Consider the following 13,495-nt stretch of genomic DNA (forward strand, 5'->3'; position numbering starts at 1 on the left):
CGGAGGCGTTGATGGGGTCTCGTTTGGGCCAACGGACTGAAGCGCCGCCTGCCACCGGCACAGTGGGTATGTGGCAGGTCGATGCGAGCACGAGCCTCGCCTCGCTCGACCGGCATGCCGCCGCAATGCTGAAGGTCGAGGGCCACAGCCCTGATCGTCCGGTTCATCTGGAGGAGGCGATGCGCCATCTCCAGGAGGAGGATCGCGACCAGATGCGCGAGATCCACCTGGACGTCACACGCAGTGGCGGCCCCTTCCTGAGCGAGTTCCGGGTCATCGACGCGGACGGCGAGATCCGGTGGATCCAGTGCCGCGGCCAGTACGCGCTGGGCACAGGTGGTGTGATGACCGGCCGGGGCGTCCTGGTCGACGTCACGGATATCCATGCGTGGTCCGGTCCCATTCCCAGCCAATCCGCGGCCGTGACGGTGCGGCCACCGCCCGTGGCGGCACTTGCTCCGGCCTCCGACCCGTTGGGGGAAGCAGCGGAGCTCGCCGTCGAGCTTCGCAAGACCCTGGGCCGGACCGGTCACGGCGCATTGCGTCTTGCCGCGGACCTGCTTCTCTGGGAGATCAACACCGCCATCGCCGAACGCCACGTGATCAGCGACAAAGCGGTTCCCGGCCTGTCTCGCGGCTCGCGTTGACGTTCGGCTAACCGATTTCTGCCAAGGTTTCCGCAGGGGCCAAGTGGCGTAGCGGCCCCAGCGACAGCCCCGCTGCCCGGTTCGAAGCCGGCGGTGGGGCCCGTCGCACGCGAAACCCAGCCCCTTGCGGGGCCGAAGCGTTCCGTGACACTGGGGCGATGACCTCCCCCTGGCTCGGCCCGGCGCCGCTCCTCCTCGCCTCGACCAGCGCCACGCGGCGGCTTCTCCTCGAAAGCGCGGCCTTGCCCGTCGAGACCGAATCGCCCGGCGTGGACGAGCGCGCGATCGAGGCCTCAGCAGGTGCCCTGTCCCCGGAGGAGTTGGCGGGTGCCCTCGCCCGCGCCAAGGCCGAGGCCGTCGCCGCCCGTCATCCCGGCCGGGTGGTGGTCGGCGCCGATCAGGTGCTCGCCCTCGACGGCACGATCTTCCACAAGCCCACGAATCTCGGGGCGGCGCGCGATCACCTCGCCCGGCTCGCCGGCCGCACCCACGCGTTGCATTCCGCCGTCGCCCTGGTCCGCAACGGATCGACGGAGCTCTTCGTGGAGACGGCGCGACTGACGATGCGCCCCCTCGCAGAGGAGGGCATTGCGACCTACCTCGCCTGTGCCGGCGAGGCCCGCGTGTGCGCGTGCGTCGGCGGGTATCAGTTGGAAGGGCCGGGTATCCATCTGTTCGAGACTGTCGAGGGCGATCACAGCACGGTGCTCGGCCTGCCGCTCCTGCCGCTGCTGGCCCGGCTGCGAGCTGCCGGTCTCCTGAGGTTCTAGCGCGAAGGTTTGCCCGTGGCCGGACACGACCATTCCCATAGAAGCCACGGCCACAGCCACGGCAGCCATTCCCACGCGGGGCATGGCGGCGGTGGCCATTCCCATGCGCCGAAGCATTTCGGCACGGCCTTCGCCCTCGGCATCGCGCTGAATACGATCTTCGTGGTGGTGGAGGCGGGCTACGGCTACGCCGCCAACGCCATGTCGCTCGTGGCGGATGCCGGACACAATCTGTCGGACGTGCTCGGCCTTCTGGCCGCCTGGATCGCCTCGGTGCTGGTCCGCCGCCAGCGGACGGCGCGTTTCACCTATGGAATGCGGGGCTCCTCGATCCTGGCGGCCCTGTTCAACGCGGTGTTCCTGCTGATCGCCATGGGCGCGGTGATCTGGGAGGCGATCCTGCGCCTCATCCATCCGGAGCCGGTGGCGGGGGTGACGGTGATGGTGGTCGCCGCCATCGGCATCCTCGTGAACGGACTGACCGCGTGGCTGTTCGTCAGCGGGGCCAAGGACGACATCAACATTCGGGGCGCCTTTCTGCATATGGCGGCCGACGCGGCGGTGTCGGCAGGCGTGGTGGTGGCGGGCCTCGTCATCTGGGCGACGGGTCTCGCCTGGATCGACCCGGCGGTGAGCCTCGTGGTGGCGGCGCTCGTCGTGTGGGCGACCTGGGGCCTGCTGCGCGATAGCGTGGCCATGTCCCTCGACGCCGTGCCGCCGCAGATCTCGCCTCAGGCCGTCGAGGGGTTCCTGCGCGAGAGGCCGGGCGTCGCCGACCTCCACGACCTTCATATCTGGCCGATGAGCACGACGAGCGTGGCACTGACCGCCCATCTGGTGATGGTGCAGGGCCACCCGGGCAACGGCTTCCTCGTGGAGACCTGCGAGGGTCTGCGCGAGCGGTTCGGCATCGGCCACGCCACCCTGCAGATCGAGGAGGCGGGCGGCCCCGATTGCCGCCTTGCCGGAGCGTGTGCCGCATGATCAAGGCCTTCGTCACCGGGCATCCCATCGCCCATTCGCGCTCGCCGCTGATTCACGGGCATTGGCTGGCCGAGCACGGCATCGCGGGCTCGTACGAGCGGATCGATGTGGCGCCCGCCGATTTCCCGGCCTTCCTGCGTGGGCTCCGCGAATCGGGTTTCAGGGGCGGAAACGTCACCATCCCGCACAAGGAGGCGGCCTTCGCGCTGGCCGACACGCTGACGCCTCGCGCCGAAAAGATCGGCGCGGTGAACACCCTGATCGTCGAAGAGGACGGTCGTGTCCACGGCGACAACACCGATGCTCCGGGCTTCTGCGCCCATCTCGACCACAGCCTCGGGGCGGAATGGCCGGAGCGGGGCGAGGCGGTGATCCTTGGCGCGGGCGGCGCCGCGCGGGCCATCGTGGTCGGGCTGGCGGAGCGGGGCGTGGCCCGCATCCGTGTGGCGAACCGCACGCCCGAGCGCGCTGCGGCCGTCGCCGCCCTGGCGCCGGGCGTGGCCGAGCCGCTGGCCTGGGACGACCTGTCCCCCGCATTGGAGCGGGCGGGGCTTCTCGTGAACACCACGTCTCTCGGCATGAAGGGCCAGCCGCCTCTCGCCCTCGATCTTGCCCCCCTTCCGGCCGGGGCGGCCGTCGCGGACATCGTCTACGCGCCCCTGGAAACGGATCTCCTCGCCGCTGCCCGGCGACGAGGTCTCGCTGCGGTCGATGGGCTCGGCATGCTGCTGCATCAGGCGGTCCCAGGCTTTGCCGCATGGTTCGGCGTGCGCCCGGAGGTGACGGCGGCCCTGCGCGACCGGATCGTCGCGGATCTCGTGACGTGAGCACCGGGCGCGGTCGCCCCTTCGTCCTCGGACTCACCGGCTCGATCGGGATGGGCAAATCCGCCACCGCCGCGATGTTCGCCAAGCTCGGCGTCCCGGTGCACGATGCCGATGCGGCGGTGCATGCCCTGTATGGGCCCGGTGGTGCGGCGGCCGAGGCCATCGGCCGGGAATTCCCCGGCGTGCTCGATGCGGCGGGCGGCGTCGACCGGACGGCCCTGCGGGCGGCGGTGTTGGGCGACCCCACCCGGCTCGCCCGGCTCGAAGCCCTCGTCCACCCCCTGGTGCGGGCCGAGGCCGATGCCTTCCTCGCCCGCCATGCCAAGGCGCCACTCGCCCTTCTCGACATTCCGCTCCTCTATGAGACCGGGGGCGAGGCACGCTGCGACGCGGTGGCCGTGGTGAGCGCCCCGGCCGAGATCCAGCGCGAGCGCGTCCTGGCCCGGCCCGGCATGACCGAAGCGACCTTCGCGGCGATCCTCGCCAAGCAGATGCCCGACGCCGAGAAGCGGGCGCGGGCGGATTACGTCATCGACACCGGACGCGGCTTCGCAGCCGCCGAGGCCGACGTGGCCCGCATCGTCGCGGCGCTGACCGGCGCCTGAGGGCCTGACTGGAAAGGTCGCGAGGGTCCACCGCCTCCTCGGCCGGTTTTGCGAACGATCTCTCCGGTCGAGCTCTCTGTGGAGGGCTGCAAAAGCTGTCAGTCCCATCACCCACCTCTCATCCTGAGATGCGGCGAAGCCGCCTTTCAGGATGAGGTCAACGACGGGGCCAAGCGCTTTCGCACAGCGTACGAACGCGTTGCGAACATCAAACCGCAAGTTGTCGACCGTCGCAACTGCGAAGAACCTGCCGCCTCAATCCGAGTTTTATTTCGCAACGCAGCATTCGTTCGCCGCGAGAACGGCTACGTTTGCGCTCTGCGGCGAAGTTTGGCAATCAATGCATGGTTCTGGGAAGGAAAGCCCGAATCCGAGCGTCTCGTCCCGCGGCCAAAAGGCCGAGCTCGCCAACGACAAGCCCCAGCCAGGCATCATAACAAAGGACGGTCGAATGCTTCCCTTGATTTTGATCATTGTAGGCGGGCTCTGTGCCATCGCCTACGGCGTCATCACGATCACCGACGTGATGAAACGCGATGCGGGGACCCAGCGCATGCAGGAGATCGCGGGGGCGATCGCCGAGGGCGCGCAGGCCTATCTGAAGCGGCAATACCTCACCATCGGCGTCGTCGGGATCGTGCTGTTCGTGGCGCTCGCCGCGTTCCTCGGGCTCAAGGTGGCCTTCGGCTTCCTGATCGGCGCGGTGCTGTCGGGGGCGGCGGGCTTCATCGGCATGAACGTCTCGGTGCGGGCGAACGTGCGCACGGCGCAGGCCTCGTCCTTCTCGCTCGGCGCGGGCCTCGACGTGGCGTTCAAGTCGGGCGCGGTGACGGGGATGCTGGTGGCGGGCCTCGCGCTCTTGGGCGTCGCCCTCTACTACCTCGTCCTAACCCGTGGCGCCGGGCTCGACCCGTCGAGCCGCGAGGTGATCGACGCGCTGGTCGCGCTCGGCTTCGGCGCCTCGCTGATCTCGATCTTCGCCCGCTTGGGCGGGGGCATCTTCACCAAGGGCGCGGATGTCGGCGGCGACCTCGTCGGCAAGGTCGAGGCGGGAATCCCGGAGGATGATCCGCGCAACCCCGCCACCATCGCGGACAATGTCGGCGACAACGTAGGTGACTGCGCGGGCATGGCCGCCGACCTGTTCGAGACCTACGCCGTGACGGTCGTGGCCACCATGGTGCTGGCGGCGATCTTCTTCTCCGGCCCCACCGGCAGCGGCCGGGCGGTTCTGGAGCCGATGATGCTCTACCCGCTGGCCATCGGCGCAGCCTGCATCGTCACCTCGATCGCGGGCACCTTCGCGGTGCGACTCTCGGCCAACCAGTCGATCATGGGCGCTCTGTACAAGGGGCTCATCGCGGCGGGCGCGCTGTCCATCGTCGCCATCGCCGCCGTGACCTACACGCTGCTCGGCGGGTTCTCGACGGTCTTCACCACCTCCACCGGGCTGACCTTCACCTCCGGCGGGTTGTTCGGCTGCGCGGTGATCGGGCTCGCCATCACGGCGCTGATCGTGGTCATCACCGAATACTACACCGGCACGAACTTCCGGCCGGTGAAGTCCATCGCGGATGCCTCGGTGACCGGCCATGGCACCAACGTGATCCAGGGTCTGGCGATCTCGCTGGAATCCACCGCGCTGCCGGCCATCGTGATCGTGGCGGGCATCATCGGCACCTACGCCCTGGCGGGCCTGTTCGGCATCGCCATCGCGGTCACCGCCATGCTGGCGCTGGCGGGCTTCATCGTCGCGCTCGATGCGTTCGGGCCGGTGACGGACAATGCGGGCGGTATCGCCGAAATGGCGGGTCTGCCCCCGGACGTGCGCAAGTCGACCGATGCGCTGGATGCCGTCGGCAACACCACCAAGGCGGTGACGAAGGGCTATGCCATCGGCTCGGCGGGCCTGGGTGCCCTGGTTCTGTTCGCGGCCTACACGTCGGACCTGCACTACTTCACGGCCAATGCGAGCCCGACGCAGTACCGCTTCTACCAGGGGGTGAACGTCGATTTCTCGCTCTCGAACCCCTACGTGGTGGTGGGCCTGCTGCTCGGCGGCCTGATCCCCTACCTGTTCAGCGGCATCGCCATGACCGCCGTGGGCCGCGCCGCCGCGGCGGTGGTGGAGGAGGTCCGCCGCCAGTTCCGGGAAAAGCCCGGCATCATGCAGGGGATCGATCGGCCCGATTACGGCCGGGCGGTCGACATGCTCACCCGCGCCGCCATCAAGGAGATGATCATCCCCTCGCTCCTGCCGGTGCTGTCGCCGATCGTGCTGTTCTTCGTGATCCAGCCGATCGCGGGCAAATCCCAAGCCTTCGCGACGGTCGGCGCGATGCTGCTCGGTGTGATCATCACCGGCCTCTACGTCGCGATCTCGATGACCTCCGGCGGCGGCGCCTGGGACAACGCCAAGAAGTACATCGAGGACGGCCATCACGGCGGAAAGGGCTCGGAGGCTCATAAGGCCGCCGTGACCGGCGACACGGTCGGCGACCCCTACAAGGACACCGCCGGCCCGGCCGTGAACCCGGCCATCAAGATCACCAACATCATCGCCCTGCTGCTCTTGGCGGTGCTGGCGCACGCATGACCACGAACGCCCGGCGCGGGCTCCGCGCCGGGCGACGTTCAATCATCACCGCCATCGCGAGCAGAGACGGGATGGCATGAGGCAAGCGTTTTTACCCCGGCAGCATCGCCAGCGACGCCCTGGCCAAACGTTCCAACGATTCCCGCGAGGCCCCGTCCCGCGCCTGGGCCGACATGCCCTGGAGCACGGCCGCGAAGGCTGCGGCCAAGGCCTCGACATCCGCGTCGGGTGGCAGATCCCCGGAGGCGCGGGCCAGGGCAAGCCTCGTCAGGAACGAGGTTCTGCTCGCCTCCCGGAGCATGCGGAGCGCATCGCGGACCTCCTCGGAATCCAGTGAGACGCTCCCGGAATTCTGCACGACGAGGCAGCCGCACGGCACGTCGCGCGAGGACAGGATCGCTGCCGCTTCGAAGAAGAAGCGCTCCATTCCCCGCCGCAGGTCAGCCTCTTCGTCGAGCGCCTTCCACGGAGCTGTCCAATAAGTGTCCTCGTAATGTCTCAGGGCTTCGAGGAAGAGGGCGTCCTTGTTACCGAAGGCGGCGTAGAGGCTGGGCGGGTTGATCCCCATCGCCGCGCAAAGTTCCGCCACGGTCGCCGGGCCGTAGCCGCGCGTCCAAAAGACCTCCAGCGCCTTCTGCAAGGCTTGATCCCGGTCGAACCCCCGGGGGCGCCCTTTCCCCCTGATCGGCGTGATCGCGCTCATCTCCTCCTCACGTGCCGTGCCGCACATCTCGTAGCCAGGATCGCTCCACCGCCTTGACGCAATGTAGCGAGCATTACAGATATAGGATCCGTAGCGGCCGCTACAATAATCGATTCCCGGCGAGACGGCGAGCCATTCCTCCGTCAGGGTGCGCCTATGTGCCCTTTGCCCTGGCCCAGACCGGGCGATGCGCCATCTCGCCTCCCGAGCGACATTCAACCAGCGAGACGATCCCGCATGCCTTCTCTGTTCGACCCGATCCGCATCGGCGCCATCGAGGCGAAGAACCGGATCTTCATGGCCCCCCTCACCCGTGGTCGCGCCACCCGCGAGCACGTGCCGACGCCGATCATGGCGCAGTACTACACGCAGCGCGCGGGCGCGGGCCTGATCCTCACGGAGGCCACCGGCATCTCGCAGGAAGGCCTGGGCTGGCCGTTCGCGCCGGGCATCTGGTCCGATGCGCAGGTCGATGCGTGGCGCCCGGTGGTGAAGGCGGTCCACGACCATGGCGGCAAGATCGTCTGCCAGATCTGGCACATGGGCCGGATGGTCCATTCCGACTTCCTCGGCGGCAAGCCGCCGGTCTCCTCCTCCGCGACCACGGCTCCCGATCAGGCCCATACCTACGAGGGCAAGAAGCCTTACAGCCAAGCCCGCGCCCTTGAGGTCGCGGAGATCCCGCGTCTGCTCTCCGATTACGAGACGGCCACCGCCAATGCCCTGGCGGCCGGGTTCGACGGCGTGCAGATCCATGCCGCCAACGGTTACCTGATCGACGAATTCCTGCGCGACGGCACCAACCTGCGCACCGACGAGTATGGCGGCTCCATCGAGAACCGCGTGCGTTTGCTGCGCGAGGTGACACAGGCCGTGGTGAAGGTTGCAGGCGCGGAGCGCACCGGCGTGCGCCTTTCGCCCAACGGCGCGATCCAGGGCACGAACGATTCGAACCCGGAGCCGCTCTTCGTCGCCGCCGCCAAGGCGCTGGATGAACTCGGCATCGCCTTCCTCGAAATGCGCGAGCCGGGCTACGACGGCACCTTCGGCAAGGCGGATCATCCGCCCATCGCTCCGGCGATGCGCAAGGTGTTCCGCGCGCCGCTGATCCTGAACGCGGACTATGACGGCAAGAGCGGTCAGGAAGCCCTGGACCGGAACGAGGCGGATGCCATCGCCTACGGCCGGACCTTCATCGCCAATCCGGATCTGCCGGAGCGATTCGCCAAGGGCGCGTCGCTCACCAAGGACGACGCCCAGACGTGGTACTCGCAGGGTCCGGAAGGCTATGTAGACTACCCGACCCTGGCCGAGCAGAAGGCTGCCTGAGCCTCTTCTCAGCCATCATCGGCATGCCGGCTCCCGAACCGGGCCGGCATGCCCAGGTGTTTGCAGTCTCTCATTGATTCGTAGACCAACCCGACCACTTTTCCGCGACGTGCCCTAGGCATGGCCGTATGCGGTGACTAAGTGACGGGCGGATCATGACCCAGCCGATGCCCGGCGCCTGCGCCCTCCCCGACATCGCCGGAACCCCGCGGGACGCCGCGGACCGGGCTGCGGAACTGAGCGAACTCGGCATCCTCGATACCCCGAGCGAACGCGCCTACGACGACCTCGCCGCCGTGGCCGCCCATGTCTGCGCGGCCCCCGTCGCCCTGGTGAGCCTGCTCGATTCCGACCGGCAATGGTTCAAGGCCGAGATCGGCCTTGGCCTGCGCGAGTTGGGCCTCGATCGGACGATCTGCGTCCACACCCTCGCTTCGGGCGGCGAACTCACCATTCCCGATCTCACCGCCGATCCCCGTACGGCGAACAGCCCCCTCGTCACCGAGGACGGCTACCGGTTCTACGCCGGGGCGGGCATTCCGGGGCGCAACGGCGTGTTCCTCGGCGCGCTCTGCGTGCTCGATCACATGCCACGGCCCGAGGGACTGACGGCCGGACAGAAGGCTACGCTGGCCGCCCTCGCCCGCCAGATCTCCACCCTGTTCGAGAATCGCCGGACCCTGGCCCTCGTCGCCAAGCGCGAAGCCGAACTCGCCGCCAACGAGCGTCGCTTCCGGGTGATGACCTCGGCGATGCCGCAGATGGTCTGGACCACTCTGCCGGACGGGTTTCACGATTACTACAACGACCGCTGGTACGAGTTCACGGGCGTCCCCTACGGCTCGACGGATGGCGAGGGCTGGAACGACATGTTCCATCCCGAGGATCAGGAGCAAGCCTGGACGCGCTGGCGCCGCTCCCTGGAAACGGGCGAGCCCTACGAAATCGAATATCGCCTGCGCCACCATAGCGGCGGCTATCGCTGGACGCTGGGCCGGGCCATGCCGATCCGCGATGCGCACGGCAAGATCGAACGCTGGTTCGGCACCTGCACCGACATCGATGACCTGAAACGGGCCGAGAGCGAGGCGCGCAAGCTCGCGGCCATCGTCTCGGCCTCGAAGGACTTCATCGGCCTCGCCGGCTTGGATGGCCGGGTCGACCACCTCAACGAGGCGGCCCTGGCACTCGTCGGACTCTCCGATCTGAAGGCGGCCCGCGCCCTTTCGATCCCGGATTTCTTCACCCCCGAAAGCCGCCTCGCGCTTCAGGACACGGTGATGCCGGCGGTGCGCCGCGATGGCTGGTGGGAGGGCGAGCTGTCCTTGCGCCATGTCGCGACGGGCGAGAGCATCGCCGTGCGCTCGACCCTGTTCACCGTACGCGACGCCACCGGGGCGGTGGCGGGCTATGCCACCGTCACCCGCGATCTGCGCGAGGCGAAACGGTCGGAAGAGGCCCGCGACCTGCTGATCCGTGAGCTGTCGCACCGGATCAAGAACATCTTCGCCGTGGTGGGTGGGCTTGCGGCCCTGACCGCCCGCAGCGATCCGGCCTCGAAGCCCTTCGCGGCGGCGTTCCGGGAGCGCCTGGGGGCGCTGGCTCGCGCCCACGAATATGTCCGCCCGCACTCGCCCGACAGCGCCCCCGCCGTGGCGGGCCAGACGGTGCTCGGCCTCATGCGGCTGCTGATGGCGGCCTATACCGAGGGTGGCCGCGAGCGGGTGGCGATCACCGGCGACGATGTCGAGATCGGTGAGCGCACCGCCACGGCGCTCGCCCTCATCATGCACGAGCAGGCCACCAACGCCGTGAAGTATGGCGGCCTGTCCCGCGCGGGCGGGCAGGTCGCCCTCACCGGCATCCGGAGCGACGGACGCTACGTGCTGACCTGGGCGGAGAGTGGCGGCCCGGCCGTCGAGGCGAAACCCTCGCGAAAGGGATTCGGCACGGTTCTGGCGGAGCGCAGCGTCGCCGGGCAGCTCGATGGGATGCTGGAACACGAATGGGCGCCGGGCGGCCTCGTGATGCGCCTGGACGTGCCGGTGGCGAACCTGCGCTTCTGATGCACGGCGGCGAAGAGCCGGATCGCCCCTATTCCCTGGTGGTGCTTGACGTGGATGGGACGCTCGTGGACAGCTTCGGCTGGTTCTGCGGAGTCCTGAACGGCGTCGCCGACCGCTACCGCTTCCGCCGGGTGGCATCGGACGAGGTCGACATCCTCCGCCGCCTCGGGGCCCGCGAGATCCTGCGCCGTCTCGGTATCCCGCGCTGGAAGGTGCCCTTCATCGCCCGGCATATGCACGCCCTCGCCGCGCGGGACGCCGAGACGCTGCGACCCTTTCCCGCCATTCCGGCGATGCTCGCCGACCTTGCCGCCATGGGTATGCCGTTGGCGATCCTGACCTCGAACCGCGAGGATGTGGTGCGGCGGGTGCTGGGGCCGGAGGCGGCTTCGCGGATCGGCGCGTGGTCCTGCGGCGCCTCGATCTTCGGCAAGGCCCCCAAGCTGCGCCGCCTCGTGGCGAGGGCACACCTGCCCGCCGCACGGGTGCTCTGCATCGGCGACGAGGTCCGCGATGCCGAGGCGGCCCGCGTGGTGGGCTGCGCCTTCGGGGCGGTGGCCTGGGGCTATACAGACGCGCGGGCCCTGGAAGCCCTGGCGCCCGAGCACCTGTTCGCGCAACCGGAGGACATCACCGCGCTCCTTCGGGAAGGTTAGGCGCCTGCGGCCCTCACCGCCGCGATTGCGCCTTGTGCTCCTTCGCCTGCGCGGCGAAGGCCTCATCGAGCTTGCGGAGGGATTCGAAGCGCGCGACATCGCTCTCGATGTCGCGGATCGTCTCTTCCACGAGATGGCGGCGATAGGCGGCGCGGGGATCGGACGGGTCGAGGCCGTCGCGCTCCTGCAACCGCAGCACGGCCGTCCGCACCATGGCGTAGACGGCCTCGCGCTCCTCCCGCGACATGGAGGGGTTGATCGCCTTCGCGACGAGGACGGAAAAGTCCGACATCGGCGGGGGCGAAGGCGTGGGCTGTGACGAAGCGGCCATGGCTGCGTCCTCTAAATCAGCCCGCGCAAAAACGGTATCCGCCTCGTGCGGGCGCCCCCCGCTCAGCTACGCTGGTCCTTGATGCCCGCCTTGACCAGGGTGAAGGAACTCCACAGCACGGTGAAGCAGAACAGCATCACGAACACGGTGCGTGCCCGCTCGGGATAGAGCGATTCGGTCGGCAGGACCGGACGCTCGAAGGTCGCCAGGAAGATCTGCTGCTTGGCGGCCGAGATCCGTGCCCGGTCGTAGAGCACATGCGCGGATTCCTCGAGCTTCTCGGCGATGGTGCGCTCCACCGTCAGCCCCTCGTAGGCGAGCAGCGCCTCGGTGAGGTTCTGCTGGCCGTCCGCCGGGCCGCTGCTCGTCAGCTCGTCCTGCAGGCTCTTCATCTGCTGGTCGAGGGCGGCGACCTGCGCCGCCAGGGTCTGGATCGAGCGTGACCGCTCGTCGAGGTTCGAGCTGCGCAGGACCTGAAGGTCGCCCTCGAGCTTGATCTTCTCCTTGCGCAGCAGGGTCAGCGTGGTCAGCATGCCCTCGGCGGACTTGACCGGGTCGATCAGGCCCCATTTGTTGCGGAAGGTCTGGACGGCGAGATGCGCCTTGCGCAGGCGCTCCTCGGCGGCGGTGGCATCGGATTTGGCCTGGGAGACCATGTCCGTCTGGGCTCGCTTCGAGATCTCGTTGATCAGCACCTCGGCGCGGGCCACCACCTCGCGGGAGATGGTCAGGGCGTCCTCCGGCGTGAACGCGCGCACGTTGAGGCGGATCACGCCCGAGATGGCATCGATCTCGGCGCTGGTCTGCTTGCGCCAATACTTGGTCAGACGCTCGATCGGATCGGACGGATCGAACCGCGCCCAGAAATCCGCCTCAGGCCGGGAATACATCCGCGAGATATGGATGCTCTTCTCCAGCTCCTCGACCATGGCCTGGCTCTGGATATAGTCGCGGACGATGTAGCCGTCCTGGCTGTTGTGCTTCTGGATGAGCGACGTGAACTGCCCGAGGCTCGCATGCTCCATCGGCTCGACATTGCCGCGGACGGCGAACTGGGCCTGAGCGGTGTATTGGTCGGAGGCGAAGACATACATGTAGATCGCCACCACCGCCGTCGGCAGCAGGACGAACAGCCCGACATTCCGCATCAGCAGGCCGCCGTAGCTGAGCTGCTTCTCCTCCCGCTGGGACGGGCGCAAGCCGGGCAGACGTCGCCAATCGACCTGCGTGGCCGAGCGCAGGAGCGCCAGCGCCCCGCGCTTCGGGGGGACGGGACGGATCGTCTCCGCCTCACGGCGAAGGTCGGTCATCGTCGGCGGGACGAACGCGACGAGCTCGCCCTCGCGCCGGTCCTCCTTGACGTCGTCCAAGCTCATCCGCTCGCTGTTCCCGCTCTGCGCCGGTCCCTCACGGGGGAGCCGGCCACCGACGGCCGTGCGCCCTGTCGGGATCCGGTTCTTTTCGGCCGATTTTAAGGCATCGCCTCCGCGCGTCGCAGCACCACATGGAGGCTCCGGCCCTTCGACCTTAGACCGGCCGGGCCAAAGGTATCATGACGACAGCCTCACCGAAGTCAGCCAGGACCCGGACCGCCAAATCGAAGTTCGGCGGCGTCGCGGTGGTCTGCACCAAATGCGCCAAGCGCCAGGGCCTGCCCGCCAAGGCGATCCGCAAGCTCCTGAAGGACGCGCACGCGACGCTTCGGCCGGAGGGAGACGGCGCGAAGGGCAAGCGGCGCAAGCTCTTCATCGTGGAGAGCGGCTGCCTGGGCCCCTGTCCCAAGCGGGCCGTGGCGATCGGGACGGCAGCGAGCCTCGCCTCCGGCCGGGTGCTGCTCCTCGATCCCGACGGCGGCGCGGAGGCCGCCCGCGCGGCCCTGCTCCCCGAATTCGGCCCCATTGCCGGTCTAGCGGCGGAACGCGATACTCCCGGAGCCGTGGACGAGACGGCCCCGCCCCGCTGACGTCAGACCCGAGGACGC

The 13,495-nt window shown here is 68.7% G+C and carries 13 protein-coding genes; 10 read left to right on the top strand and 3 right to left on the bottom strand.

Annotated elements, in window-relative coordinates:
• Positions 1-11 precede the first annotated feature (11 nt).
• The 6 genes from J4O73_RS03360 (at position 12) to J4O73_RS03385 (ending at position 6,429) form a co-directional block, all read left to right on the top strand.
• On the top strand, positions 12-647 hold the full coding sequence (locus J4O73_RS03360; RefSeq protein ID WP_426214542.1) for a PAS domain-containing protein: 636 nt from the start codon (positions 12-14) through the stop codon (positions 645-647).
• A 158-nt stretch (positions 648-805) separates the two neighbouring features.
• Positions 806-1,417: a Maf family protein gene (locus tag J4O73_RS03365; protein WP_426214544.1), complete on the top strand. Its 612-nt coding sequence runs from the start codon at positions 806-808 to the stop codon at positions 1,415-1,417.
• A 15-nt stretch (positions 1,418-1,432) separates the two neighbouring features.
• Positions 1,433-2,401 (top strand): cation diffusion facilitator family transporter, encoded by a 969-nt coding sequence (locus tag J4O73_RS03370; RefSeq protein ID WP_426214546.1) that lies wholly within the window; start codon positions 1,433-1,435, stop codon positions 2,399-2,401.
• Complete coding sequence (locus J4O73_RS03375; protein ID WP_426214548.1) at positions 2,398-3,228, top strand: shikimate dehydrogenase; 831 nt, start codon at positions 2,398-2,400, stop codon at positions 3,226-3,228. Before J4O73_RS03370 ends, J4O73_RS03375 begins: the two co-directional genes overlap by 4 nt.
• Entirely contained in the window at positions 3,225-3,833 is a 609-nt protein-coding gene (coaE, locus tag J4O73_RS03380; protein WP_426214550.1) for a dephospho-CoA kinase, read from the top strand. The genes J4O73_RS03375 and coaE overlap by 4 nt, the downstream gene beginning before the upstream one ends.
• A gap of 451 nt (positions 3,834-4,284) precedes the next feature.
• Complete coding sequence (locus tag J4O73_RS03385) at positions 4,285-6,429, top strand: sodium-translocating pyrophosphatase (protein ID WP_426214551.1); 2,145 nt, start codon at positions 4,285-4,287, stop codon at positions 6,427-6,429.
• Positions 6,430-6,520: 91 nt separating this feature from the next.
• On the opposite strand, the gene J4O73_RS03390 is transcribed toward J4O73_RS03385, so the two are convergent.
• The gene (locus tag J4O73_RS03390; protein WP_426214553.1) at positions 6,521-7,132 is read right to left on the bottom strand and encodes a TetR/AcrR family transcriptional regulator; all 612 of its coding nucleotides are present in this window, start codon (positions 7,130-7,132) and stop codon (positions 6,521-6,523) included.
• A gap of 237 nt (positions 7,133-7,369) precedes the next feature.
• Here J4O73_RS03390 and J4O73_RS03395 point away from each other — a divergent pair, with 237 nt between their 5' ends.
• The 3 genes from J4O73_RS03395 (at position 7,370) to J4O73_RS03405 (ending at position 11,183) form a co-directional block, all read left to right on the top strand.
• Complete coding sequence (locus J4O73_RS03395) at positions 7,370-8,461, top strand: alkene reductase (protein ID WP_426214555.1); 1,092 nt, start codon at positions 7,370-7,372, stop codon at positions 8,459-8,461.
• A gap of 155 nt (positions 8,462-8,616) precedes the next feature.
• The gene (locus J4O73_RS03400; RefSeq protein WP_426214557.1) at positions 8,617-10,527 is read left to right on the top strand and encodes a PAS domain S-box protein; all 1,911 of its coding nucleotides are present in this window, start codon (positions 8,617-8,619) and stop codon (positions 10,525-10,527) included.
• Positions 10,527-11,183: an HAD hydrolase-like protein gene (locus tag J4O73_RS03405; RefSeq protein ID WP_426214559.1), complete on the top strand. Its 657-nt coding sequence runs from the start codon at positions 10,527-10,529 to the stop codon at positions 11,181-11,183. The genes J4O73_RS03400 and J4O73_RS03405 overlap by 1 nt, the downstream gene beginning before the upstream one ends.
• A gap of 13 nt (positions 11,184-11,196) precedes the next feature.
• On the opposite strand, the gene J4O73_RS03410 is transcribed toward J4O73_RS03405, so the two are convergent.
• Together J4O73_RS03410 and J4O73_RS03415 are read right to left on the bottom strand one after the other, a co-directional pair.
• On the bottom strand, positions 11,197-11,475 hold the full coding sequence (locus J4O73_RS03410) for a hypothetical protein (RefSeq protein WP_426214904.1): 279 nt from the start codon (positions 11,473-11,475) through the stop codon (positions 11,197-11,199).
• Positions 11,476-11,576: 101 nt separating this feature from the next.
• A complete protein-coding gene (locus J4O73_RS03415; RefSeq protein ID WP_426214561.1) occupies positions 11,577-12,890 on the bottom strand; it encodes a capsule biosynthesis protein in 1,314 nt (437 codons plus the stop codon).
• A 176-nt stretch (positions 12,891-13,066) separates the two neighbouring features.
• Here J4O73_RS03415 and J4O73_RS03420 point away from each other — a divergent pair, with 176 nt between their 5' ends.
• The gene (locus J4O73_RS03420; protein WP_426214563.1) at positions 13,067-13,477 is read left to right on the top strand and encodes a hypothetical protein; all 411 of its coding nucleotides are present in this window, start codon (positions 13,067-13,069) and stop codon (positions 13,475-13,477) included.
• Positions 13,478-13,495 lie beyond the last annotated feature (18 nt).

The organism is Methylobacterium sp. NFXW15 (assembly GCF_049887755.1).
Classification (GTDB): domain Bacteria; phylum Pseudomonadota; class Alphaproteobacteria; order Rhizobiales; family Beijerinckiaceae; genus Methylobacterium.